The following is a 25,438-nucleotide window of genomic DNA, read 5'->3' on the forward strand; positions in this document are numbered from 1 at the left end:
AGGACACTGCAATGAGTGAAAAAGTGATAAACACAGCCTGGTTGGAAAAAGCGCAGGGTCTGATGCCGGAGCTTAGCCAGCAAAAGGTCTATCCGGAACATATCGTGAGCGCAGTTCCGGATGCGTCAGCTTTTCAGGGATGGCGTATCGAACCACTCGGCTTAGCAGAACACTTATCAGATCAAGTGCTGTGCAAGGGAGACAGTGTTACGCTGGATTTCGGGGAGCATCTCGTCGGTTATCTGACCTTGTCGCTCCTTAACGAACGCAGCAATGCAGATGCACCTCTCAGGTTGAAGCTCACATTTGGAGAAATGCCCTGTGAGGTCGGTGAGGATTTTGCAGAATATTCGGGTTGGCTTAGTCGTTCATGGCTTCAAGATGAGATTGTGAATGTGGACGTGTTACCTGGCACGTTAACACTGGACCGTCGGTATGCCTTTCGGTATCTGAAAATCGAGGTGGTAGAAACGTCGATCCGTTACGATATTCGAATTAACGATATATATTGCATGACGGTGACCTCAGCAGACATAGGGGCAGTACCTCGATTGCCTGAAGGTATCGACACGGAGCTGCTGGAAATAGATCGCGTATCCGTGAAGACACTCCGGGATTGCATGCAGATGGTATTCGAAGATGGACCGAAGCGCGATCGACGTTTATGGATCGGAGATCTTCGCCTTCAGGCCCTCATCAATTATGAAACATTCGGCTGTAATGATCTCGTCAAGCGCTGTCTCTATCTCTTTGCCGGAACGAGATTAGAGGGAGGCCAGGTAGGAGCCTGTTTGTACGAACAACCGGAACCGTACGTAGACGACATTTACCTATATGACTATGCGTTGTTCTTTATTGCGACATTATGGGACTATTTTGAAGCTACCAAGGACAGGGAAACGTTGGAAGAACTTTGGCCGGTGGCTAGAGAACAGATTGAGATTGGGCTTAAACGACTTGATGAGCGGGGCATCGTAAGGGATGACGATACGTGGTATTGTTTTCTAGACTGGCATGAAGAATTAAATAAACAGGCCGGTGCCCAGGCAGTGCTCATCTATAGTATGAAAAGGGGCAGATCGATTGCCAAAGAACTAGGGCTGCCGGAGTATGAGGAATGGATTAACACATACATCAAAGACGCTGAGCGAGCAGCCCTCACATATCTGTGGGATGGTGATCAGGGGTTTTTCGTCAGTGGTGAAAAAAGACAGGTATCCTGGGCATCGCAAGTATGGATGGTTCTGGCTGAGATCATGGATGCTCCGACGGCCCGGCAATTACTTGATCGGTTAACGAGTAACGGAGAAGCTATTGGCATGACCACGCCGTACATGGTTCATCATTATGTTGATGCATTGCTTATGTGCGGGGAAGAGGAGAAGGCACTGGAGCAGATCCGAAGGTATTGGGGCGGTATGCTGAAGGATGGAGCGGACACTTTCTGGGAGCTCTACGACCCGGACGACAAAACGTATTCTCCTTATTACAGCAATTTGGTCAACAGTTATTGCCATGCTTGGAGCTGCACACCAAGTTATTTTATCAGGCGAAATTTTTCATGAATTTTGGACTTGAGGTCAACCAGGTACGTCTGGTTGGCCTTTTTGGATTAGTTTCAGGATTAAACTTAGAGCCAGCCATGCCTATTGTTTTTATTTATCTGTTTTTGTTCGTACCGTTAAAAGAACGAGTGGCTATTAATGAAGCGATAAATACGAATATTAAATTAAAGTTATATGGGTTTCCTTTAAGGTTGTAGACTTGAACGATGAGTGCCAGAGTTGAGATGCTTAAGATTATTTGCAGGACAATCGCCGATGAGCGATCGGGAATAATTGGAATAACATGACAACTAATTATAACATAGGTTTTTCTGGAGTCGGACATTTCCATAGAAGTTAAGGGACGAATTATGGTGTGCTTGGTGCAATATAGTTGATGTATTTTCACAGGATGGACTTTGCTTTCCTCCGGGGGGAGCGGTAAACTGTTGCATACGAGCGTACTAGCCTTATGGATTAATGTCCTAGATGTTCTTTCAAAAAGGCGTGGCTGTGTAGGTATGCATTTTATTTTTCAAACAGATGTGGAGGAAGTAAGATTGGAAATGTTTACGATGCTGCTGGGTTTATTTGAACGGGCGGCGCTGTTGATTATATTTTTATTCTTTCTGTCGAGGGTGCCGAGATTTAGGCAGATTCTGCAAAAGGGGAAATTAAGGTGGCAGGAGTCTATTGCGGTTACCTTGTTATTCTGTGCTTTTGCCATCTTCGGGACATATACGGGCATTAATGTTGAAGGTTCACTAGTGAACGTGCGGATCATCGCCGTGTTATCGGGTGGTATTTTGTTCGGAGCGCCTGTGGGTATTATTACGGGGATTGTCTCCGGGGTGCATCGGTATCTGATTGATATGGATGGAGTCACAGCTATACCGTGTCTAATCACGAGTATCCTGGCAGGTCTGGTCTCCGGATATATACATAAGTACACGCCCAAACCCAAGCGATGGATTATCGGTATTGGTGCCGGAATGATCTGTGAAGCGCTGACGATGTTATTAATCCTGCTATTTTCCTATCCCGATCCACTGGGTGCCGATATTGTTTCGAAGATTGCGTTGCCTATGATTCTGGGAGAAGTCAACATTGGGCTAATTGTGCTCTTGGTGCAGAGTGTTGAAGGGGAAAAGGAAATGATTGCAGCTCGTCAGGCGAAGCTGGCACTGGAGATTGCAAACAAGACCTTACCGTATTTCCGTTCGATTGATGAGGATTCTCTGCGCAAAATCTGCCGGATTATTCAGGAGGATATTCAGGCTGATGCGGTTGCAATTACGGATACCCGGAATGTACTGGCGTATGTAGGATTTGGTGAAGAACGATATCATATCGGTAATGAAATTATAAGTGAGATGACCAAGAAGACAATATCCAGCGGGGAGATTACGATCAGTAATGATGTGATTGATGAAAAAACACCCGATATCCACTCGCTGTTAATCATTCCGCTCAAAGAACGAGGAGACATTACAGGTGCGCTGAAAATTTATTATCGCAAAGCGTACAAAATTACGTATCCATTACAAACGATGGCTGTAGGTTTATCGCAGATCATCTCAACCCAGATGGAAGTATCGCGGGTAGAAGAGATCAAGGCTGCTGCCAACAAAGCAGAACTGCGTGCATTACAGACAACCATTCACCCTCATTTTCTGTTTAATGCGCTAAATGCGATTGCTTCGTCCATCCGAACCAAACCGGATCGTGCCCGGGAGCTGATTGTGAATCTATCCGGCTACATGCGTTACAATCTGGAGCTGTCGGATGAGTTGATCGATATTCATAAGGAACTGGAGCAGGTCCGTAATTATGTAGAGATTGAGAAAGCTCGCTTTGGCAGCCGACTTAACGTGATCTATGACATTGATGAGGTCGCGGTGCATATTCCGAGTCTTGTTATCCAGCCGCTCGTCGAAAATGCAATTATTCATGGCATTCTCAAGGTCAAAGGACCTGGGACTGTTCGAATTCGGGTACAGGATTATCCGGAGTTTGTGCGAATCAGTGTCAGTGATACAGGTGCAGGCATCAGTGCAGATATTATTGAACGGGTCTACCACGACCGTATGCCTGGTAACCAGATCGGGCTATATAATGTGCATCGCCGGGTCAAGCTTATCTACGGACAAGGTGTAACCATTACAAGGCTGGAACAAGGAACCGATATTTTATTTGATGTGCCCAAAGGAGATGTCGTAACAAGGTGATGATGGATCAATGAGAGCTCTTATTGTGGAAGACGAGATTCTGGCGAGTGAGGAATTGAATTATTTAATCCAGGAACATAGTCAGATTGAAGTTGTGGACCGCCTTGAAGACGGGCTGGATGTACTGAAATTTTTGCAGGAACAAGAAGTAGATGTCATTTTCCTTGATATCAATATTCCCTCGCTGGACGGTATGATGCTGGCCCATCATATTGGGAAGTTTGCAACGAAACCCTACATTGTATTTACGACGGCGTATAAGGAACATGCAGCGGAAGCCTTTGAGTTGGAGGCATTTGATTATATTCTGAAGCCGTATGACGAGAAACGAATTGCTGCAATGCTCCATAAGCTGGAGCTCGCATTCAAACGTGATCATGCGCCGGTGAAGCAACATGTTGAGGATGGACCAGCCCCTACGGCGGACGGATCTGCTGCGCATGGTGAACTGGTACGAGAACGAGATACGAATTCCCATACAGATAGAAGAATTAATTTGCTGCGGAATGACAATATTATTGTTACGGATACGGCAGATATCTACTATGCGGAAGCACAAGAGAAAGTGACGAAGGTATATACCAAAAATGGGGAGTTCACCATGCCAGTGAGCATATCGGATTTTCACAGCCGTCTGCCACAGGATACGTTCTTTCGCTGCCATCGTTCGTACGTCGTAAATCTGTCGCAAATCCGTGAAATTGTACCTTGGTTCAACAATACGTATCTGCTCCGTCTGCGCGATTTGGAAGCTGAAGTGCCCGTGAGTCGTGGGAAGGTCAAAGAATTCAGGCAACTCATGCGCATCTAGCAGCATTTCATTCCGCATCTGATGCAACTCATGCTCAAAACGGTGTGATGAATCCCCTCTCATGTATGATTAGCTTGTGAACGCATTCATGTATATGACATCGGCAAAGGGGAGATCACGATGAAAGCAACCATTTCATCCGTTTCATCAACACCTGAATCAACATTTGCACCTACAAAAATGAATCGCTGGCTTATTGTTTTGGGGACCATCATTGTACAAATGGGTCTTGGAACCATCTATACTTGGAGTTTATTTAATCAACCGTTGTCTGATCGTTTCGGATGGGACGTCAGCTCGGTCGCGATAACTTTTTCAATTACGAGTTTTGCTTTGGCTTTTGCCACATTGTTTGCAGGACGATTGCAGGAACGTTGGGGTCTTCAGCGTCTGATCCGTGTAGCCGGGGTTGTGCTTGGGCTGGGTCTTATTCTGAGTTCTCAAGTCACCTCGTTAACACTGCTGTACATTTTGGCTGGATTTGTTGTTGGTTTTGCAGATGGTACGGCGTACATTACGTCGCTGTCTAATCTGATCAAATGGTTTCCGGAGCGTAAAGGTCTGATCTCGGGGATCTCGGTCGGAGCCTTTGGTACCGGTAGTTTATTGTTCAAATATGTGAACACGGCATTGATTGGTGCCGTTGGTCCTGCTCAGGCATTTATGTACTGGGGCATTATCGTTCTGGTTCTGGTCGTTGCGGGATCATTCCTGATCCGTGAAGCGGTTGTTCGTGAACAGGCTCCGGCAAGCAAGGAAGGATCCAAACAAGTCGTAGCACGTCATGATTACACGGTGAAAGAGATGCTGCGTACAAAAGAAGCGTACATGCTGTTTGTTATTTTCTTCACGGCGTGTATGAGCGGTCTGTACCTGATCGGTATTGTTAAAGATATCGGTGTACAGCTTGCAGGTCTTGATGTAGCTACCGCTGCGAACGCAGTGGCCATGGTTGCAATCTTTAACACGGCAGGACGTATTATTCTCGGTGCGCTGTCGGATAAAGTAGGACGAATGAAAGTCATCGCTGGTGCGCTGCTGGTTACAGCCGTAGCTGTCATGACACTTAGTCTGGTTCCACTGACCTTCGGGATCTTCTTTGCCTGTGTGGCGGCCGTTGCATTCTGCTTTGGCGGTAACATTACGGTATTCCCGGCGATTGTGGCCGATTACTTCGGACTGAAAAATCAAAGCAAAAACTATGGTGTGATCTATCAGGGATTTGGATTTGGTGCTTTGGCTGGATCATTCATCAGCGCCCTGCTGGGCGGATTCCATCTGACCTTCATCGTGATTGCTGTACTCTGCGCTGTCTCGCTGTTGCTCGCACTGATCATCACCCCTCCAGGTGAAGGTCGTCGTGCTCGTCAACGTGAAAAACAGATGAACCTTAACCCTTCATCACGGGCAAGCTAACAACATGCACTGGAAGTACGGAACTGAGGATATTTCTTCATCTTAAAAAGCAAATTAAAAACAAAGTAAACAAAGCGGTCTCCAGTTGAGGCCGCTTTTTGGTATCTACAGTTGTCAGATTGCTGACTTGTTGGCCTATCGGATCATCTGGCTGCCTGTAAGCGTGGTGCCTTGTATGCATTCCATCATTCGCATCTGTTATACTCTAGGTGAATTCAACAAGACCAAGATAAGTTATGTACCCAGAGGAGGCATATCATGAAGTTCATTAAATACACACAACCTGATTTTGATGATTATTATGCATTGGTTTCCAATATGGAAGTAATGAAACAGATTACAGAACGTGCAATACCGGAGCAAGAGGCGAGAACGCAATTCGAGTCCATGCTGGAGTTTAATGAGCGTTCTACATGCGGACATTACCGGGTATTTAGTGAAGATGGTGCTGGTGTGGCGTATGCCAAATTGATTCCGGATCAGGAGGACCCGACCAAGGCTGAGATAGGTTACATGATCCTGCCTGAACATTGGGGCAAAGGTCAAGGCACATCCATAGCGTCACGGTTGATTATTCAGGCACAAGCCGCAGGGATTGGATCACTTTATGCAGTTATCGATCCGGGTAACGCTGCTTCTCGCCGGATCTTGACCAGACAGAACTTTATATCCACTTGGACAGGCGATTACGATGGTCTTCCTGGTGAGATTTTGGAGTTAAATCTTCAAACGAAGCGGTAAAGGAACTGTTCTGAGGGTAATCAGATAATATAGGGCATTTTGCATGAGATGGCTGGAACTCATTATCATCATGGTGCATGGGTTCAACATTTCATGCATGATGCTTGCTTATATAGAGATGTGGAGGAGATGACATATGAGCAATTCAACCATGGAACGTCTGAATGCATTACTGCCGGAGTGGCTGGAGACCAGTCGTTTGCATACCGGGCAAGGTAAGGTGGCTTCTTATATCCCGGAGCTTGTCAAAGCCTCTCAGGATGAGCTTGGTATACATATCATGGACGCCGAAGGGAACCATGTGTCGGCAGGGGATTGCGGTGTTCCATTTACGATGCAAAGTATCTCCAAAGTATTTACCCTTATTCTGGCCCTGATGGATCATGGGGAAGAAGCGGTTTTCTTTAATGTAGGAAAAGAACCGACAGGCGACGATTACGATTCGATGATCAAGCTTGAATTGGTTGAACCCGGAATCCCATTTAATCCATTAATCAATGCGGGTGCGATTACGGTGTCCTCGCTTGTTGGAGGAGACTGTAAGGAAGAAAAATCACGCCGCATTCTGGAGTTTTTCCGCAAACTGGCGAATAATGATCAGCTGGGCTATAACGAAGAGGTGTTTCAGTCCGAATCGGAGAGTGGTCATATGAATCGTTCACTTGGCTACTTTTTGAAGCACAACGGAGTCATTAAGGATGACGTTGAAGACGTGCTTGCCGTGTATTTCCGTCATTGCTCCATTGAAGTGACGTGTGCAGATCTGTCTCGAATGTCACTTGTTCTGGCCTATAATGGAACAGATCCAATTACGGGAGAAGAACTCATCCCTCGTCGCTATGTTCAGATTGCCAAAACCTTCATGACCACCTGTGGTATGTATAATGCATCAGGCGAATTTGCCATCGAGGTTGGATTGCCCGCCAAGAGTGGTGTATCCGGGGGGATTTTGACCCTTGTACCGGGACAATTCGGTATAGGTCTTGTTGGCCCGGCTCTGAATCGCAAAGGCAACAGTATTGCCGGCGTGCATCTGCTCGAGCGTCTGTCCAAGGAATTCGACTGGAGCTTTTTCTAAATAAAGGGATTCAAAAGTCTTTGATAGGTTCGGTTTGAAAAGCAAACATAACATTAATATGTTCTTTAGGGATAGAAAACAACCTTCGCAATACATATTATAACTATTGGAAGGTTGTTTTCTATTATTATTGAATTTCTCGTCTTTCTAGCCAGTATTCCTCAATACTTTTAACCTTATTTTCTGTAAGAAACGTTTGAGTATCATTCTCTAAATTCATCAGCAATTCAATCCAAGAATCATTAGCAATGCTTTTTATTTGTGTGTTTGCCATAGTATTACTCCACTTTTTATTCAATTGTTGTGCCTTTTCAATTACATTTTTAGTGTTAGAATCAAGAATTTTTTCTTCATTGTCACCGTTTAAACCTTTGAAATATTGTGTAAGCTTCAAGGCGTTTTGTTGGGTTTCTGTGTATTGAGCTTCGCCTAATTGAACAGCTAAAGTTGAGTAATTATCAACGGTTTTTCTAATTTCATCATTATTTTCCATGAGATAGTTAGATTGGTCTTTTGAAAGCTTATCAGATTGCAAAATTTCTTCATAAGCCAAGTCGTTAGAGGACAATGCGCTTCGTAACTCGGTGATATCAGTGTTCAATTGATTTGTAAGTGCTGATTTGTACAACTCTTTAGCCTTGTATTGTGAAATATTCGTAACAACGAGTATCATAATTGTTAATACAAGAAGTATTTGAATATAGTTTTTTTTCAACATAGATATTCCTCTATTCCTCAGGTTGTTTGAGCAAAGAAGAGGCAACTCACTAGAGTTACCTCGCAAAAATTATTTAGAAACATTGTATTGGAATGTAACCTCTTTTTGACTTGTATTCAATAAGGCGTTAGCATACATAACGTCCCATTTAATGGTTAAGATAGCGTTTGCTGTAGCCGATGTGCCAGTATCGCTTTCATACTGTACCACAGTCTGGAGGCTTAAATGGTGCCCCGTATTAGAACCGTTCAAGTCTGTAATCTTAAACATTTGATTATTTCCAGAGTTAACAGATTCAACTACAGTAGGGGATGTATTGAGTTTAATGTTTGAGCTTCCAAGTGTCACAGTTTTACTTGTTCCTGCATCTATAATAGCATTAACCCAACTTCTAATTTCACTAATAGAAGGTGCTAGAGGTAAAGCTTTTGACCATGCTTTTTCTGCGATTTTAATAGCCAGACTAGACCCACTGTTTATCCCAGCAAGGCGACCATCGATAAACGCAGTAACTATGGAAGACTTTGCTCCAACTGCTGTACTTAACTTGACATTACGATATTTGAAAGGGCTATCTACGCTTCTATTAGTTTGTCCATTTACAGTCACATGTTCTGCAATTTTAAAACTATTTGTCCATGTGGATTGATTTTTTACATCTAAAGCTTTCCATGACCCATAAGGCAGTGAATAAGCTTGAATATAGTCGCTTCCAATATAAAATGATTTATAGTATGTCGTGCTGTGCGTCCAATCTGAGAAATATCCAACTGCTGTGGGGGAAACAGAATCCACGCCAAGAGCCGATTTTATAGTATCGTTGGTTGGGATCTCTTTTTGCTCATATGGAGTTATAATATCATTGAACCAAAAGAAATCCTTTTCAGTATCAATTTTCTCATTATTACTTACAGAAACACGTTCTAGATCTTTAGGAAGAGGTGTTTCAAAAAGTATGATGTTCCCTTGATGGTCGGTTAAGTATGTTTTTAAATGTGGTTTATTCTGAAGAGAATAATCCGCGATCATTTTATCTTCAGATGTATCGTTGTAAACATCAAATAATTTTATTTCAAAATTACCGCTTTGATCTTGAAGGTCGCCGACAATACTATTAATTGAATCTTGCTGTTTATAGCTATTGTAAAGTTCTCCAGTGGCCTCAAGTGTCTTGCTTTGGTTATTATAATCGACTATTGCAGATAGAGAAAGTTGGTTACCAGTAATCTGAATATTTTGAATTTGTATGCTGGCATTCTTTTCAATACTTGTAATTTCTTCTGGATCGCTAGTTGGTTTACCATAAAGAACATTGAATCTGTCTATAGGTAGGGCCAATCCTTGAACTTCATCCAGGTTTTCTTCTACCTGCTGTGCAAAAGCAGGTACAGTCAGACTTAATGTAAGGATCATTGTAAGCAAAATCTTCATAATAAACCTTGAATTTTTCATAAATAATCTTACCTCCTTATATTTTGAAATCAAAAACAATTATACCATTATATTTAAATTTAGTACATAACAAATAGAATTTAAGTGAAATACTGTAAACAATAATGTGTTCTATCAACATTACAGTACTTATTCCTATATGGAATTTCTTGAATGTAACCGAATCTTATAGTTTAATTAGCAACCTTTGTTACTAGGATGTGTCTTCAAACTCAGGCAAGCTAGACTATAATGAATGCCAAAGTCAAAAAAGCCTGAACGTACACGCTAATTTAACGTAGCGGGTCGCTAGACGACGATATTTTTTTACTTTATGAAGAAGCGTTTGACACCTCCGAATCCGCCTAAGGTGACCGTTGAACTGGAAGCCCGGATTATCGCGATTAGTTGCAGCGAACCTCCTGCCGGGAAAAGTCGTTGTTTTTTCACGGTTTCTCTCAGACAAAGCGGTTGAACTGAATTATATCGAGAACCTTACTTACGATACGGTGGGAAAAATTTTAAAAAAACGAACTCAAGCCGCACCTTCGTAAAAGCTGGTGTATTCCGCAAAAACAAAATGCTGCATTTGTGGCAGCGATGGTGTACTCGAAGTCTATCGCTTGCCTTACGATCCGAATTGTCCAGTGATTTGCATGGATGAAAAACCATACCAGCTCCTGGACAAAGCTCGGAATCCTATCCCGATGAAGCCTGCCAAACCCCTGAAAAAAGGTGCAGAATATGAACGTTAGGAGACATGTAGCATCTTCATCTTTACCGAACCGTTTGGCGGATGGCGTCAGGTGAGTGTGCGATCCCGGCGCACGAGAATCGAATGGGCCGAAGAAATCCGAGAGTTACTTGACGTCCAGTATTCCGATGCCCCGAAAGTCTGCTTGGTGATGGATAATCTGAATACCGATGCCATTGCATCGGTATATCAGGCATTTGAACCGTAAGAGGCTTTACGACTGGCGAAACGTTTGGACATTCATTACACTCCGAAACATGGAAATTTGGCTAAATCTCGCAGAGATTGAACTCAGTGTGATGACCCGTCAATGCCCTAGGTTGCCGATCCCCTCAGAAACGGAGCTGGCTCGTGAACTTTCGGCATGGGAAAACGAGCGGGAGTGGATTGGCAATTTACTACCGAGGATGCTCGAATTAAACTCAAACGTTTATATCCACTCTTTAAAGACTGATGGAATACTAGTACTAATTTCTATAACATATTTTGAAAATATGACTAATTATCTTTCTTTTTGAGTCGCAAAGATTTTACATACACGTAATTACCATCCGATTCTAAATTATTGAAGTAGGATGAATAGTTCATTTGCAATCATCTTAATGAAGACTAGAAGTTGTGAAGGTTCGGAGAAATTATGTTTGAAGTTAAAGGATAATCTTGTTTTATATGAATTTTTTATATTAAATATTGTGTGTTTCATTTTTGTGTAGAGTGATTTAATCTATTAATTTATTTTCTTTGTTCATCTATCTTTTCAATCCTTCTCAGGGTCACGCATCCATCCACTCATTGGCAAGCTCGACATCCGTAATGAGGTTCATCTGAATATCCCGGGACCCGTCTTCCATCAGTAGTCTGAGGGTCCGGGCAGGACGGTCCAGCCGAAGCACCTGCCCCGTGTAACGGATATCGTCATGTTCGTGAAACAACGTAATAGTGACCCTATCTCCAAGCATCATCGAGTTGCTGAGTAACCGGGACATTTCTTCCGCCGCCTGTGCATCCAGAGATGGGCGGGTACGAGGAGCAAGTTGTTCCTGATGAAGAATATAGGCTTCCCGGTGTTCGGGGAGCATCATGCGTGAGGACTCGAAGATACCGTTTTGCTGCAATTTTTTACTCATTTATAATGACCTCCAATTTTATGAGAACGTTCATGGGCTTGCGCGGACGAGCAGAGGGAGGATGCCCGCATAATGGCGGTATCTCCGTACCTGCGCTTGATATCATCCGTGGCACGCTCCAGTTCTCTTTTGCGTTCGCGGTCATCAAACCAGGACAGCTGTACTTCGGAATCAGGCACTAGTCCGGTCAGTGACACGCTGATGCGGCGGATGGGTAATCCGTCCCAATGGCGCAGGAACAGAGCTGCTGCCGCATCGTATACTTCATCCGTAATGTTGGTGGGTTCATTCACCTTCATCTGGCGGGAGAAACCGGTTGGCCGATCATAATCCTGTCCGCGACATCCAACCGAGACCACATGGCCCATGAGTGATTTGTCCCGGGAACGTCGACTGACGAGCTCCGCTAGTTCAAGCAGTACCACTTTGATATCTTCCCAGGAGTCATAGTCCCGGGGCAGCGTCATCTGATGTCCGATCCCCTGCTGCTGATGAGCATAGGTCCCGGGTTTGACCGGGGAATCGTCAATACCGCGAGCGATACGCCACAGTACCTCGCCATTCACCCCCCCAACGTTCTCTTAGTTGGGACAGTGGGGTCTGGGCCAGATCACCAATCGTATGAATGCCCATCTTGTAGAGATGCTGCGCCATGCGGGAACCAACCATGAACATGTCTCGAACAGGCTTTTCCCAGATGGTTGAAGGCAGATCTTTGCGAGGCAGCGTGCAGATGCCTCCCGGGACTTTTTTGGCATACAGATCACAGGCCATCTTGCTAACGACCTTGGTATCACTGATACCGATTCGAATATACACACCCGTCTCATCCATCACCCTCGATTGAATGCTGCGTGCAATCGTCTCGGGACTGCCGAACAGATCCAGGCTTCCGGTGACATCGAGAAACTGTTCATCAATACTATAGGGTTCCACCAGATCCGTGTAAGACTGAAGGATACGCGTAATATGAAGGGACACCCGAATGTACTCGGCCATCCGGGGGCGAACAACAACAACATCTGGACATTTGGCGAGCGCTTCGCCCAGTCGTTCTGCTGTCGTAATTCCATAGGACTTGGCGAGTGGACAGGCCGCAAGAATAATACCCGAACGGCGCGCCGGATCTCCCGCGACTACGAGGGGGCGGTCCTTGTATTCGGGATGTGCAGACTTCTCCACACTGGCATAGAATGACTGGCAGTCTGCCAGCATGATGACACGTCTGTCTTGGCGGGGCATAAGACTTCTCTCCTTATTCGTGATGCTAAGCTCTTATGTTAAGAAGCAATTATTTTCATTTGAACATCGATAATTAACAGTTTATTTACAGTATGGAACAAGTGTTCTTGTTTTATAAGCATATCTGACAATTCGAAATGCGGCAACCGGAATTATTTTGCAAATTGGACACAATTATGGGTTAGCCATATTAGAGGCAGAAATTAGGAAATAAGATGTGCTTTTTTACATTTAATGTGAGAGATCCATGACCTACGGTTGATGACCGGGCGTTCATTTGGGTTTTTGTAAAAGGGTTATAAATGGGTACAGTCCTATAGAGGGGGACTGACGTCCTTTTTTGATTTTCTGCATTTTTCAGAAAACCTTGATGTGACGCGGAATATCGCTGATGCGTTATCGGACTATAGTATCAATTTTGTAATCTTTATGGTTAATACTGTAAAAAGGTCCGCAACTTTAAATTATAACTCGCGTTTAATGGGGTATGTGTTCAAACGGCAAACGTTGCCTGTACCCGCGTTGCACATAACAATAAAGGTTCCAGAAGTGCAAGATCAGCAGGGGATCTAATCCATGCGATTCCAGCAAATATTAGCGTTTGGGAATCAGACGTATCCTGGAGGCTTTCGGGTGCTAGTTGATGGCGCTTTTTACGAATTATGGGCAGAATGTTCCATTTCATGTTTGCTTCCATCAGCCTAGTTACAAATGCAGAGTCTTAGCGCTATAGTGAGAACTACACCGCTGACATCTCTACCAAGCGGACATCCGAAGCGGAAAGATTCGTAAACTTCATGTTGGACCATTCGATGTTGAAGCAGGATGCATATTAGAGAGGTGAGCAATCTAAAGACATGAGCAGACAAAGACGAAGACGCTGGCTATTAACGGTGTTGACAGGAGCAGTGGTGGTGACCGGTGGGATATTTGCCGGATGGCACTATATGCAACCCAAGCTCGTTACGTACACAGCGGATAACGGCACGGAGATGAAATTCAAGACCGATGGAGACCGGTTCATGGAATACGGACCAGATGGAACGTGGAGGGAGATGTTCGTCAAAGGTGTCAACCTGGGCGCAACTTCACCGGGGCATTACCCGGGAGAATTCCCGCTGACCAAAGAGGATTACTTGCGGTGGTTCCAGCAGATCGAGGATCTGGGAGCCAATGTAATCCGGGTATACACGGTTCACGAACCGATTTTCTACTCCGCATTAGTCGAATATAACCGCGGCCGGGAGCAACCGTTATATTTTATACAGGGCATATGGTCACCTGAAGAAGAGCTGATTGAGAAACAGGATGCCTATGCGGCCCATATTGAGCAGACGTTCAAGCAGGAGATTGAAAAGGCCGTATCTGCTGTCTATGGTGATGCGGACATTCCTGCCAAGCAGGGAGAGTCAAGCGGCAAATACAAAACAAATGCAGGAAAATACCTGATGGCCTGGCATGTAGGGACGGAATGGGACCCGGCGATGGTAGACAACACAAACGCAAAACATGCGGACGTGCCGCAGTACAAGGGAGTTCATTTCTCGGCGAGTCAAGAAGCGTCACCGTTTGAGAACTGGCTCGCAGAGCTGCTGGATCATACGGCGGTCCTGGAGAAGAAGTATGGATGGGAACATCCGATGACCTTCACCAACTGGGTAACGACCGATGTGCTGGATCATCCCGGCGAGCCGCTGTATGAAGAGGATCTCGTCAGTGTGGATGCCCGACATATTCAGCCGGAGGCATGGCAGGGAGGTTATTTTGCAGCCTACCATGTGTACCCGTATTACCCGGATCTGTTCCATATCGATAAAACGCTCCAAACCATCAAGGATGAGAACGGTGAGTACAACACGTACAAAAGTTATCTGCGCAAGCTGAAAGCCGAGTTTTCCGATATGCCTGTAATGATTACAGAGTATGGCGTACCCTCTTCTCTTGGTATTTCCCATCTGGGTATGGGAGGACGGAATCAGGGTGGACATAACGAAGTAGAGCAGGGAGATATTGACGCGTCACTGACGCAGGATATCTATGATGAAGGATACTCGGGAGCGATTGTGTTCATGTGGCAGGATGAATGGTTCAAAAAAACATGGAACACGATGCCACTGGAAATCCCGGCTGATCGCCGTGCATATTGGCTGAACGTGCTGACAAACGAGAAGATGTTTGGTCTGCTTGCCATGGACCCGGGTAAACAGGAACAGTTGACCATCGACGGATCACTGGATGACTGGGATGATCTGAAGGTTGAAGAGGTCACGACCTGGCAGGGCCAAGTGGACGGCATTCAGGAAATGAAGATGACTCATGATGAAGCCTATCTGTATATTGGGCTGACCTTGGATCAACCGTTTGACCCGGAGAAGACAGTGCTGCGAATTGGCACAGATACACTTGCTGGAGGCAGTCAGCCTGACAAGTTACTCCCGGGCCGGACACTCAGTGATGGTCTTGAGACAGTAATTACACTGGGGCAGGATGAAGAATCACAGGTGGAGATTGCCAAGGATTATGACTTTAATCAGCGTCTGTACGGCAAAGAAGGATACGATATGCTGCCAGATCAGCAGTCAGATTCCGCAGATAATCCGTTCCACCCATGGAATCTGGCAGTCAGCCTGAGGATGACACCGCCGGATACCCGATCTGCTCAACCGTTCATGAATGAAAAGGTCGGAACATTGAAGCGAGGAACGACGGCTCCCGGCCAGCCTGATACGGATTCATTAACGTCATGGCAGTATAACGGCAATCAGGTGGAGATGCGAATTCCCTGGATGCTGCTTGGGTTCGGTGATCCGAGTTCGCTGCAAGCGATCGACTATGGACCGCTCAAGAATGGACGTGAGTTCTCCACAGTTGCTGTGGAAGGCGTTACCCTCATTCCGTGGTTAACGGACCGCGCCACGAAGAAAGTATCTTGGCCTGGGGGTGAACAGACGACCCTGGATCTGAAGACATTGCCGGTATATAGCTGGCAGCCTTGGGAGCAGGTGCAGTATAGTGAACGCCTGAAGCTAAGCTACGAAAAAATGAAGAAGAGTTATGAAAAAATTCCTAGTTTTCAGATCGAATAAATGAGTATAAAGGAGGACCTTTTCACATGTTTCCAAGTTTGGCTTTGGCCTATCTGTTTTTGTACATCTGTATCGCACTTGTTGTTGTAGGCGTCATCGTATTGTTTGCCATGAAAATGTCCCACAATGGCAAACGACGTAAGACGGCATTTTATGAATTGAAGCAGCGTGACTATTTCACCTATCTGCAAACAGCCTTGACTGAGAATAGTCCACTCAGATTGCCACCAGGCAAACTGGCTCCGCTGGAACGCAGAGTCATTCAGGACAGACTGATTGAATGGATCGACCAGTTCAAGGGTGAGTATCGCGACAAATTAATCGCACTGTGCCGTGAAGCAGGATTCGTAGAGCATGATCTGAAGGAACTGGGCCGTCTGCGTTATGGTCGCCAGATTGATGCAGCTTATCGCTTGGGTGGCATGCGTTGTCCCGAAGCCGTTCCGGGTTTGATGGAATTACTGAAGGATGAGAAACCGGGCCCGATGGCCATTATGATTGGTCGATCCATCTCCAGATGTACGACTCGGCAAGGTGAACTGAAAGACATGCTCGCTTTGCTGTTAACCAAAGGTAAGTCCATTCACCATCTGGCAGCAGATATTCTGCTCGAAACGAGTCTGGATACGAGCAGAATTCTAATTGAATTGCTGGAGGATCGGAATCCTGATTTTGTAAAAGTCGGACTGGTTGCCATGTGGGGACAGGCTGTACCTGAAGTGATGCCTGCACTCGACAGACTGGTAGGCGCAGAACATCAGGATGTACGTGCCGAGGCGGTGAAGCTGTATCTTAGCGCAAGTCCGGCACTCCGGGATGAGACAATCCTGAAGCTGATCCAGGACCCCGATCCGGAAGTTCGCGCCGAAGTGGTACAAGCGCTTGGTTACAAGCATGCATCTGGCAGCATTCCATTGCTGCGCAAAGCGCTTCGGGATGAAGACTGGAGAGTTCGATATAACAGTGCGGAGAGTCTGAGCAAGCTTGGTGAACCGGGATTCGAAGCGCTGTGTCAGGCTGCGGTGCAAGGTACAGTTGCTGAGCGCGAGATTGCGATGCAGCAGATTGAGAGTACCATGCAGCACACGAGAACCGATGACAGAGCTGTAGAGCAGATGATTGCACATAACAAAAAAAGACTGCTGTACGATCGCTATATTGGCCCTGTACGAGAGAACAGAACCAGCAAGAAACGCACAGGTGTCGCTACGGTAGGAGGGGATTACACTGCTTAGGGATCTACTATTAATCTACGGCATGGTCGCAATCTACTATGTTGTTTTTGTAAATACGCTCTATTTTTCCATTCTGGCCTTATCGTTCCGTAACATCTGGACGATCTTCCGGCGGTCGCATTATTCCAAATACAATACATTGTCAGGCTCGGAACTGGTACCTTCCGTTTCTCTGCTGGTACCGGCATACAATGAGGAACTGACGATTATTGAAAATGTGAACTGCCTGATGACGTTGAATTATCCAACGTATGAAGTCATTGTTGTGAATGATGGCTCCAGTGATGCGACACTGAATATCCTGTTGGAAGAATATCGTCTGAAGCCAGTACCCAATACGAAGATTCGGGGCAAGATCGCCTGTCAGAAAATTCGTGGGATCTACCATAACCCGGAGTTCCCGGATCTGTATGTCATTGATAAGGAAAACGGCGGTAAGGCCGATTCCCTCAATGCCGGGATCAACCTGTCCCATTATCCGTTGATCTCTTCCATCGATGCTGATTCTTTGCTGGAGAAAGATGCCCTCATCCGCATGGCACGGATGTATATGGAGAATCCGGAAGAGACGGTAGCCATCGGTGGAGATGTAAGGATCGCCAATGGCTGCAAAATTGAAAACGGGGCAGTGCAAGATGTATCGCTGCCACGCAAGATCTGGCCCATGTTCCAGTCGATTGAATATCTCAAAGCCTTCCTGGGCGGACGGATTGGCTGGAGTCACATGAACGGTCTGATCATTGTCTCCGGTGCCTTCGGTATGTTCCGTAAGGACGCTGTTATCGCCGTAGGTGGATACCGGGATGGTTATCCTGGAGAAGACATGAACATCATCATCAAACTTCACCGTTACATGCTGGAAAACAAATTGAAGTACCGCATTGCCTTCTGTCCTGAGGCCGTATGTTGGACGCAGGCACCGGATTCCTACCGGATCTTGTCCAGTCAGCGTAAGCGCTGGGGCCGCGGGAATCTGAAGAACATGATCGAGAATCGTGGCATGTTGTTCAATCCAAAATATAAGGTTATGGGTATGGTGACCATGCCATATAACGTCCTTTTTGAAGCGCTCAACCCGTATTTCCGGATTACCGGACTTCTGGCTCTCGCTGGATATGTCCTTCTGGATATGACGCAATGGCCGATTCTGGTTCTGTTCGGACTGCTGAACTTTGTGAGTGGTTATCTGCTGAGTGTAGGCGCACTTGTCCTGGAGGAGATTGCTTTCAAACGTTACAACAAACTCTCCGATCTGGTCAAAATGCTCGTCTACTCCGCGCTGAAATTCGTGGGTTACCACCAGCTCGGCGTACTGTGGAGATTGCAGGGACATGTGCAGTTCATGCAAAACAACAACTCATGGGGTACCATGACACGTCAAAGCTGGTCCGAGGATGAGAAGAAAACAAGCGAAGCCGCTTGATTAAAGAATAATCAAAGCAATTATATGTCCAACTAGACATTTACACGATAACGGAGAGGGCAGAAAAAGTCTGAAGAAGCGAAGCGTGCACCTAAAAGCTTTCTGAAAGAAAGCTGCATCGAAAGCATACGCTTATCCCCGGATTTCCCCTTGTATAAAGGAATCAAAAAATCTGGGGATAACAGTGATCGAAAGGCTGTTCTGTCATCGGAGTGTCAGTGTAAATAATATTTTTTGGACTTATAGATAATCGAGGAGAAGGGTGGAAAAGAACATGCCAAATACGGCGACATTGCAGCGTGAGGCTGCCGTTAATGTGTACCGAAGTGTAGAACAGGGATTGAAGGAAACGGGTGCCGAAACATGCGGCTTAATGTTCATCCATTGTGCAGGAAACTCTCAACCTGAGCAGCAGGTCAGGACACATCTGGAACAAACGAGTGAGTCTGCCTTCCAGGTGTGGAAGGATGGGGCTACCCAAGCGATTGCCGTCCTGCTGCCAGGTTTGTCACTGGATGAAGTTCATTATGAAGGACTTCGGATCAAACATGAGTTGCAAGAGACTGTACCCGGTGCCGATCCACAGATTACACTGGCCAGTTTCCCGGAAGGGGAGCGCCCTTCGAAGGCAACTATTCAGCATATGGCTGAGTCCTCGAAGCTCGTAGATTCGTCGGAAATTCATATCTACACGCTGGACAATACGGCGGACGAGCCGGAACGAATTTTGATTGTGGACAACGATCCGACGGTACGCGAATTCCTGCAATTGCGGTTGAAGATGCAGGGATACGAAACCTATGAAGCCGTTGATGGACTGGCTGCACTGGAGTTGATCGAGAAAGTCACACCAGATCTGGTGCTCACCGAACTGAATCTGTATGGCATCGATGGTCTGCCGTTCATCCATCATATTCAGAATCTGGAGATGGAGCAGCCGCCCAAAATTGTCGTGTTGACCGAGCAACGTGTCGAGCAGACGATTAGTCAATGTTTCCGCAGCGGAGTCGATGATTACATGACTAAACCGTTCTCGCCTGTAGAGCTGGATGCCCGAATCAGACGCTGCCTGCATTAGAAGACGGCTTGAATAAGCTGATTGTGTGAAGTGCAAAGTAAGAGCTTTTTTTACACTATGAATCAGATAGATTAGAGCAACATTTAGAGCACAGACACTCATCTATTTATATGGATTTTAAGCACCACCAAATACACTGCCCGGAGGGAATATCATGGAGAATCAACAATTCCACACATTACTGAATGCGATTGAAAATAAAGAAGCTGTACTCGGCGTCGTCGGGCTCGGTTACGTAGGACTTCCACTTGCCGTGGAAATGGTCAATCAAGGTTTCACGGTAATCGGAATTGATCTGGATGCGTCCAAAGTAGAAAGTATCTATCAAGGAGATTCCTATATTCACGATATTTCGTCCGATGAGTTGAAAAAAGTAATGCAAAGCGGCCGTTTCCAGCCAACGACAGATTACAGTATGCTGCGCGTTATCGACGCACTCAGTATCTGCGTACCGACACCACTTAGTGAGAATCAGGACCCGGATACGTCTTACATCGAGACCGTTGTAGATCAGATCAAACTGCACATGAAACCAGGCATGCTGATTACGCTGGAGAGCACCACTTATCCAGGTACAACCGAAGAACTGATCCAGCAGCAGCTGGACAAGATCGGACAAGAAGCAGGTAAAGACTATTTCCTCTGCTTCTCGCCTGAGCGTGTGGACCCGTCGAACGGACGTTTCACAACATTTAATACGCCGAAAGTAATCGGGGGCACAACTGAAGCTTGCTTGAAGCTCGGAACAGCGCTATATGGAAAATATGTAGAAACCGTAGTACCGGTATCCTCACCAAAAGTGGCTGAGATGTCCAAACTGCTCGAGAACACATTCCGCAGTGTGAACATTGCCTTTGTAAATGAAATGGCGATGATGTGTGACCGCATGGGCATCGATATCTGGGAAGTTATTGACGCGGCGGCGACGAAACCATTTGGTTTCATGCCATTCTATCCAGGCCCAGGCATCGGTGGACACTGCATTCCACTTGATCCGATGTACCTGTCATGGAAGGCCAAAGGCTTCCGTTTCTATAGCAAATTCATTGAGCTGGCGCAATCCACCAATGACAACATGCCATATTATGTGCTAAACAAAACGTCAACGATTCTGAACGAATACGCTAAATCCGTACGTAAATCCAATATTCTGCTCCTCGGTATGTCGTATAAACCAAATATTGCCGACCTGCGTGAATCACCAGGACTGGAAGTATATGAACTGTTCAAGGAAAGTGGAGCTAACGTTAGCTACTACGATCCACATGCGGATTCCTTCCAGGACAAACATGGCGAGACCGTACACAGCGAAGCGTTCAATCTGGAACAGTTCAAGAAGTACGATTGCATCGTGCTGATCACCAACCACAGCGATTTGCCTTACTTTGATATTGCCGAGATGGGTGTACCGATTCTGGATACACGTAATGCGTTCCGTTCATACACACATCCGCATATCTACAAGATTGGTCACTCGGTACAGCATCCTGTGCTTGAACCAAGTGAAGCGTTGCTCGTCTGAGGAAATATATGAGGCAACGGGGCAAACTGGTGGGTATGGCGAAATGGGCCATTCTGGCTGTGGTGTTGTGCCTGCTGCTTCTGTCCTGGATGTTCAAATGGTTCTCGGCAGAGGAACACAAAGCGACCTGGCTGTGGGACGCGTCCATTATTGCAGAGCAGACACCTGAGATTATTGCTTTTTCCAAAGAACAGGGCGTGGATACCATCTTCCTGCAAATCCAGGATGAGGTTCCTGACGCAACATACCGCAAATTCATTGCGGCTGCCCGACAGGCTGAGATTGAAGTGCATGGACTTAACGGTCATGCAGACTGGGCCTATGAGGAGAAGCGGGATGAAGGGCTTGCTTTTATTGAGCGAGTACGAGCATACAATGCGGCTTCCGCCAAGAATGAACGCTTCCAAGGTATTCAACTGGATGTGGAGCCGTATCAGCTGAAGCGCTGGGAGAACGAGGAGAGCAGCGTCATTGCAGAGTGGCAGGACAACATGAAGGCCTGGACAAAAGCCGGCGAGGATGCCGGACTGTACATGAGTGCTGCCATCCCGTTCTGGCTTGATGCCCGTCAGTCGGCTGAAGGTGATGGTACATTCAGTCGCTGGGTGATCTCTCATTTCGATGCGGTGGCCATTATGGCTTACCGGGATAGTGGGCAGCAGATGTATGATCTGTCCAAGGAAGAACTGGACGAAGCGGATGATCTCGGCAAGAAAGTCTGGATCGGAGCGGAACTCGCGGATACACACGAGGGGGATCACCTGACCTTTTTCCGTAAACCGGTTAGCAATATGAATGAAGAGATGGCAAAGGTGTTTGATCTCGGTTCCTCTCATTCTTCTTTTGCAGGTGTGGCAGTGCATCATTATGAAGCATGGTATGCCAAGAAGAACGGTATTCCGCTTGCGCGCAAGAATGAGGAGAAGGAATAGCGTTAGGTCAACGTAAAAAAGTTTCTGGTTTCGGGTACGTACGGTCAAGACTATAGTATAGAAAGAAGGCAAGTCCCGGGTAGATGGGGCTTGCCTTTTTGGTGGTGGATTTCGTAATGGGTTTGGCAGCACTATGATGTGCAGGATATGAAACTCAGGAGTCCGTTGTACTTTGGTAGAGGCAACATCTTACCCACAGCACACAAGGCGTGGTGCATGAGGCATGGAGTATAGGCTGAGGAGCGAAAGTCGCTCCCTCATTCTTTCGTGCTCTCCGCTGTGCGATAGCGATTGGGCGGCAGACCAACTTGCTTTTTGAACGCTTTAGAGAAGGAGAACAAGTCCGGGTAACCTACCGAATGAGCCACTTCAGTTAAGCTTAGCGGCGTCTGCACAAGTAGACGTTTGGCTTGGGTCATTTTCAATTGCTGGATATATTGCACAGGGGACAGACCATAGGCTTTGCGGAACTGTTTGGCAAAATGGGTTCGATCCACACCCGCATGAGCGGACACACCTTCCACGGAGATGCCGCCTGCAAAATGAATGTCCATGTATTCCTTGCCTTTCTGGAGCCAAGGTGTAGCTGAATCCGGTTGCAATCCTTTGGTTGCGGGGGAGCGGGCAATCCGGTCGAATAGAGTTAGAAACCGGGTGAGTCGTCCCAGATCACTCGCTCCGTCCTGCGGTTTGCGAACATCCTCCATGAATGAGCGCATGGCACTTGCAGTCTCCGGGGTAAGTACACCTGAACGGTATGGTGAGTCGGGTGTAAGTCCAATTCGGGAAAGCAGTTCGGCTGCATGTGCACCATCAAAGGCAATAAATATTTTCTGCAACGTATCCTCGGGGTCCGTCCAGTACTCATGGGTAACATGTGGGAACAGACAGAACGCATCCCTGGCACGAAGGGCGTGACGCTGTCCGTTCTGTATGAATGTACCTTCCCCCTCCAGCACAAATAGCAAATAATAATAAGGTGTAGTGCGCGGGCCAATATGATAGTTGGTCTTGGCTATATTACGGCCGATGCGGATCGGCCAGGCGCCACCAGCTTTCTCGAATTCAGATGGAGTGAAGAAAATAATATCCAAAAACTCATGGTGGTCCTCCTTCATGCTCTCGGTCATCAGGAACACCTCTTTATTGTATAAGTATCGTTTGTACATTCCAAAAGTTTCGCTTACAGATGTAGTTCAAAAAGTCCACTTTTGATTACGAATCATGCCTAGTGGCATCATCAACATCGAAGCTGAAATTCAGCCGAAATAAGCGGGAGGCTTACGAAGTATGTTTCCTTTGGAAAAATTGTGGTTGCTCACGTAGTTTTCCTACGCTCCACTACTCCATTTCTAGCTTCATTCCATCTTCTCGGTACTAAAAACCAGACTTTTTGAACATATATTTAAACCTATTATACAGGTGGGTTTTATATATATTCAAGATCAGGAAGACCTAAATCTGAGAAAAGACCACAAAATGACAAAATAAAATTGCCGCGAAATGACATTGCTCACAGACAAATCAATTGTTATGATGTCCATACCTATTAAACCAAGTTAATTAATCGGCATTTGGATACCTACTTTGAAAATGAGTTAGAAATTAGGCACACTTTAAAAAATAAGTTTTAAACGAGTGCAAACGTAGTGGAGGGGACGAAATCGATTCTGAAGAAACGTAGTGTTCACCTTTATCATTGAACTTTAACCTTTAAAAAGGAGAATCAAAAAAATTCAAGGATAACAGTGATCGAAAGAACGATTCGTAACCGGAACGGCCAAGTGGCAGAACAATGATCTTATTTTTAACATGAGACTTTATTTATTCATAGAAGGGATTGACTTTTGTGAGCGAACAGGAAGAAATGAAGTTTGGATGGTTTTTGCCTACAGCAGGGGATGGTAAGTATGTAGGGGTTGCCCCGGAGCGGGAGCCAAGTTTGGATTATCTGGTCGATGTGGCACAGACGGCGGAGAAGGCAGGATTCGAATTTGTACTGATTCCGACAGGGGGAGCCTGTCTGGATGCGTGGGTGGTTGGCTCGGCTGTGATGAGTCACACGAAGACATTGCGTCCCCTTGTCGCCATTCGCCCGGGATTGGTTACACCTGTACTCGCTGCACGAATGGGAGCCGCACTGGATCAGCTCTCTGGTGGTCGCGCCATGATCAATGTGGTGACAGGCAGTTCTGTTCGCGATTTGGAGGAGCTCGGCGATCCACTGGCACATGCGCATGATGAACGGTATGTGCGGGCGAGCGAGTATATGGAAGTCATGAAGCGTTCATGGACCCAATCGACAGGACTAAATCTGACGGAGTTTGCAGGAAGTGGTTCAAAATCTGGCGCAGATGCACCCAGTGATCCCAATCCTGAATTCAACGGCCAGTATTATAATTTCAAAGGACCGGTAGGCATGCCGGAGACGGTGCAAAATCCACATCCACCATTTTATCTGGGAGGAAGTTCTCCGATAGCGAAGAAGGTCGCCGTAGAACATGCGGATACGTTCCTCATGTGGGGTGAGCCCCATGACTGGATTCAGGAGCAGATTGAAGAGATTGAGGTCATCCGACAGCAGGTGAAAGAGGAGACCGGACAAGATCGTCAGCTCCGTTACGGCATGCGTGCTCAGGTACTCATTCGGGATACCGAAGAAGAAGCATGGGCAGCAGCTTGGGAGATTATTAGCAAAGTACCACCAGAAGCGATTGAGAAAGCCAAAGCCGCTTTTGCCGAGACGGATGCAACCAACCAACGCAGACAGAACGAGTTACGTGAACTGTCCGAGAAGCAGCAGTTTGTCGTAGGTCCCAACCTGTGGACAGGCTTGTCCGTTGTGCGTTCCGGCGGTGCGATCCTTATTGTAGGTACAGCCGAACAGGTCTCAGAGCGTTTGATGGAATATGGAGATCTCGGCGTTACGACTTTTATTCTGTCCGGTTACCCGCATCTGGAAGAGGCCGAAATCTTCGGACGGACCGTGATGCCTATCATTCGCGAAAAATGGAAAACAAGACAGAAGCAGCATCAAGTTACTACTAACTAAGTAAGTTCAACTAATCTTTT

20 protein-coding genes and 1 pseudogene are annotated in these 25,438 nt (G+C 46.2%); 16 read left to right on the forward strand and 5 right to left on the reverse strand.

Annotation, left to right across the window (positions count from 1 at the left end):
* Positions 1-11 precede the first annotated feature (11 nt).
* The 7 genes from C161_RS30665 (at position 12) to glsA (ending at position 7,818) form a co-directional block, all read left to right on the forward strand.
* Positions 12-1,565: an alpha-L-rhamnosidase-related protein gene (locus C161_RS30665; protein ID WP_036674914.1), complete on the forward strand. Its 1,554-nt coding sequence runs from the start codon at positions 12-14 to the stop codon at positions 1,563-1,565.
* A complete protein-coding gene (locus tag C161_RS30670) occupies positions 1,562-1,762 on the forward strand; it encodes a hypothetical protein (protein WP_036674915.1) in 201 nt (66 codons plus the stop codon). Before C161_RS30665 ends, C161_RS30670 begins: the two co-directional genes overlap by 4 nt.
* Positions 1,763-2,119: 357 nt before the next feature.
* On the forward strand, positions 2,120-3,772 hold the full coding sequence (locus C161_RS30675) for a sensor histidine kinase (protein WP_036614944.1): 1,653 nt from the start codon (positions 2,120-2,122) through the stop codon (positions 3,770-3,772).
* 10 nt (positions 3,773-3,782) lie between these two features.
* Positions 3,783-4,583: a LytR/AlgR family response regulator transcription factor gene (locus C161_RS30680; RefSeq protein ID WP_036674916.1), complete on the forward strand. Its 801-nt coding sequence runs from the start codon at positions 3,783-3,785 to the stop codon at positions 4,581-4,583.
* A gap of 180 nt (positions 4,584-4,763) precedes the next feature.
* Positions 4,764-5,999 (forward strand): L-lactate MFS transporter, encoded by a 1,236-nt coding sequence (locus tag C161_RS30685; protein ID WP_036675050.1) that lies wholly within the window; start codon positions 4,764-4,766, stop codon positions 5,997-5,999.
* Positions 6,000-6,257: 258 nt separating this feature from the next.
* Positions 6,258-6,740: a GNAT family N-acetyltransferase gene (locus C161_RS30690; RefSeq protein WP_036674917.1), complete on the forward strand. Its 483-nt coding sequence runs from the start codon at positions 6,258-6,260 to the stop codon at positions 6,738-6,740.
* Positions 6,741-6,876: 136 nt separating this feature from the next.
* A complete protein-coding gene (gene glsA / locus C161_RS30695; RefSeq protein ID WP_017687474.1) occupies positions 6,877-7,818 on the forward strand; it encodes a glutaminase A in 942 nt (313 codons plus the stop codon).
* A 127-nt stretch (positions 7,819-7,945) separates the two neighbouring features.
* Here glsA and C161_RS30700 read toward each other — a convergent pair whose 3' ends face one another.
* Together C161_RS30700 and C161_RS30705 are read right to left on the reverse strand one after the other, a co-directional pair.
* The gene (locus tag C161_RS30700; RefSeq protein WP_036674918.1) at positions 7,946-8,536 is read right to left on the reverse strand and encodes a hypothetical protein; all 591 of its coding nucleotides are present in this window, start codon (positions 8,534-8,536) and stop codon (positions 7,946-7,948) included.
* A 69-nt stretch (positions 8,537-8,605) separates the two neighbouring features.
* Positions 8,606-9,988, reverse strand: coding sequence for a hypothetical protein (locus tag C161_RS30705; RefSeq protein ID WP_036674919.1), 1,383 nt, complete (start codon positions 9,986-9,988; stop codon positions 8,606-8,608).
* Between the two features lie 313 nt (positions 9,989-10,301).
* Between C161_RS30705 and C161_RS33270 the strand changes: the two genes are divergently transcribed.
* A complete protein-coding gene (locus C161_RS33270) occupies positions 10,302-10,442 on the forward strand; it encodes a hypothetical protein (protein WP_235193984.1) in 141 nt (46 codons plus the stop codon).
* Between the two features lie 331 nt (positions 10,443-10,773).
* Positions 10,774-10,929, forward strand: a complete 156-nt coding sequence (locus C161_RS32555) for a hypothetical protein (protein WP_156946192.1) — start codon at positions 10,774-10,776, stop codon at positions 10,927-10,929.
* Between the two features lie 565 nt (positions 10,930-11,494).
* On the opposite strand, the gene C161_RS30715 is transcribed toward C161_RS32555, so the two are convergent.
* Both C161_RS30715 and C161_RS30720 read right to left on the reverse strand, forming a co-directional pair.
* Entirely contained in the window at positions 11,495-11,848 is a 354-nt protein-coding gene (locus C161_RS30715; protein WP_036674920.1) for a YolD-like family protein, read from the reverse strand.
* Positions 11,845-13,090: pseudogene (locus C161_RS30720) on the reverse strand (DNA polymerase IV). Before C161_RS30720 ends, C161_RS30715 begins: the two are co-directional and overlap by 4 nt.
* A gap of 857 nt (positions 13,091-13,947) precedes the next feature.
* Here C161_RS30720 and C161_RS30730 point away from each other — a divergent pair.
* The 6 genes from C161_RS30730 to C161_RS30755 all read left to right on the forward strand — a co-directional run bounded on the left by C161_RS30730 (position 13,948) and on the right by C161_RS30755 (position 22,366).
* The gene (locus C161_RS30730) at positions 13,948-16,176 is read left to right on the forward strand and encodes a hypothetical protein (protein ID WP_036674922.1); all 2,229 of its coding nucleotides are present in this window, start codon (positions 13,948-13,950) and stop codon (positions 16,174-16,176) included.
* A gap of 26 nt (positions 16,177-16,202) precedes the next feature.
* The gene (locus C161_RS30735) at positions 16,203-17,411 is read left to right on the forward strand and encodes a HEAT repeat domain-containing protein (RefSeq protein WP_036674923.1); all 1,209 of its coding nucleotides are present in this window, start codon (positions 16,203-16,205) and stop codon (positions 17,409-17,411) included.
* A 22-nt stretch (positions 17,412-17,433) separates the two neighbouring features.
* Positions 17,434-18,834 carry a glycosyltransferase family 2 protein gene (locus C161_RS30740; RefSeq protein WP_174806433.1) on the forward strand — a complete coding sequence of 467 codons (1,401 nt, stop codon included), beginning with the start codon at positions 17,434-17,436 and terminating at the stop codon, positions 18,832-18,834.
* Between the two features lie 274 nt (positions 18,835-19,108).
* A complete protein-coding gene (locus tag C161_RS30745; RefSeq protein WP_036674925.1) occupies positions 19,109-19,912 on the forward strand; it encodes a response regulator transcription factor in 804 nt (267 codons plus the stop codon).
* 154 nt (positions 19,913-20,066) lie between these two features.
* Positions 20,067-21,434 carry a nucleotide sugar dehydrogenase gene (locus C161_RS30750; protein WP_036674926.1) on the forward strand — a complete coding sequence of 456 codons (1,368 nt, stop codon included), beginning with the start codon at positions 20,067-20,069 and terminating at the stop codon, positions 21,432-21,434.
* Positions 21,435-21,442: 8 nt separating this feature from the next.
* Entirely contained in the window at positions 21,443-22,366 is a 924-nt protein-coding gene (locus C161_RS30755; RefSeq protein ID WP_036674927.1) for a hypothetical protein, read from the forward strand.
* Between the two features lie 257 nt (positions 22,367-22,623).
* Here the strand turns inward: C161_RS30755 and C161_RS30760 are convergent, their stop codons facing one another.
* The gene (locus tag C161_RS30760; RefSeq protein ID WP_036674928.1) at positions 22,624-23,496 is read right to left on the reverse strand and encodes a helix-turn-helix transcriptional regulator; all 873 of its coding nucleotides are present in this window, start codon (positions 23,494-23,496) and stop codon (positions 22,624-22,626) included.
* Between the two features lie 737 nt (positions 23,497-24,233).
* Between C161_RS30760 and C161_RS30765 the strand changes: the two genes are divergently transcribed.
* Positions 24,234-25,418, forward strand: coding sequence for an LLM class flavin-dependent oxidoreductase (locus tag C161_RS30765; RefSeq protein ID WP_051450048.1), 1,185 nt, complete (start codon positions 24,234-24,236; stop codon positions 25,416-25,418).
* The last annotated feature ends 20 nt before the right edge of the window (positions 25,419-25,438 follow it).

Source organism: Paenibacillus sp. FSL R5-192, assembly GCF_000517845.1.
GTDB classification, from domain to species: Bacteria; Bacillota; Bacilli; order Paenibacillales; family Paenibacillaceae; genus Paenibacillus; species Paenibacillus amylolyticus.

Bases quoted from the DNA above. Each gene is read 5' to 3' on its own strand.
- C161_RS30730 (WP_036674922.1), top strand. From the start codon at position 13,948: ATGAGCAGACAAAGACGAAGACGCTGGCTATTAACGGTGTTGACAGGA.
- C161_RS30665 (WP_036674914.1), top strand. From the start codon at position 12: ATGAGTGAAAAAGTGATAAACACAGCCTGGTTGGAAAAAGCGCAGGGT.
- C161_RS30670 (WP_036674915.1), top strand. From the start codon at position 1,562: ATGAATTTTGGACTTGAGGTCAACCAGGTACGTCTGGTTGGCCTTTTT.
- C161_RS30675 (WP_036614944.1), top strand. From the start codon at position 2,120: ATGCTGCTGGGTTTATTTGAACGGGCGGCGCTGTTGATTATATTTTTA.
- C161_RS30765 (WP_051450048.1), top strand. From the start codon at position 24,234: ATGAAGTTTGGATGGTTTTTGCCTACAGCAGGGGATGGTAAGTATGTA.
- C161_RS30755 (WP_036674927.1), top strand. From the start codon at position 21,443: ATGAGGCAACGGGGCAAACTGGTGGGTATGGCGAAATGGGCCATTCTG.
- C161_RS30685 (WP_036675050.1), top strand. From the start codon at position 4,764: ATGAATCGCTGGCTTATTGTTTTGGGGACCATCATTGTACAAATGGGT.
- C161_RS30705 (WP_036674919.1), bottom strand. From the start codon at position 9,988: ATGAAAAATTCAAGGTTTATTATGAAGATTTTGCTTACAATGATCCTT.
- C161_RS30690 (WP_036674917.1), top strand. From the start codon at position 6,258: ATGAAGTTCATTAAATACACACAACCTGATTTTGATGATTATTATGCA.
- C161_RS30680 (WP_036674916.1), top strand. From the start codon at position 3,783: ATGAGAGCTCTTATTGTGGAAGACGAGATTCTGGCGAGTGAGGAATTG.
- C161_RS30735 (WP_036674923.1), top strand. From the start codon at position 16,203: ATGTTTCCAAGTTTGGCTTTGGCCTATCTGTTTTTGTACATCTGTATC.
- glsA (WP_017687474.1), top strand. From the start codon at position 6,877: ATGAGCAATTCAACCATGGAACGTCTGAATGCATTACTGCCGGAGTGG.
- C161_RS30745 (WP_036674925.1), top strand. From the start codon at position 19,109: ATGCCAAATACGGCGACATTGCAGCGTGAGGCTGCCGTTAATGTGTAC.
- C161_RS30715 (WP_036674920.1), bottom strand. From the start codon at position 11,848: ATGAGTAAAAAATTGCAGCAAAACGGTATCTTCGAGTCCTCACGCATG.
- C161_RS30760 (WP_036674928.1), bottom strand. From the start codon at position 23,496: ATGACCGAGAGCATGAAGGAGGACCACCATGAGTTTTTGGATATTATT.
- C161_RS33270 (WP_235193984.1), top strand. From the start codon at position 10,302: ATGAAGAAGCGTTTGACACCTCCGAATCCGCCTAAGGTGACCGTTGAA.
- C161_RS30740 (WP_174806433.1), top strand. From the start codon at position 17,434: ATGGTCGCAATCTACTATGTTGTTTTTGTAAATACGCTCTATTTTTCC.
- C161_RS30700 (WP_036674918.1), bottom strand. From the start codon at position 8,536: ATGTTGAAAAAAAACTATATTCAAATACTTCTTGTATTAACAATTATG.
- C161_RS30750 (WP_036674926.1), top strand. From the start codon at position 20,067: ATGGAGAATCAACAATTCCACACATTACTGAATGCGATTGAAAATAAA.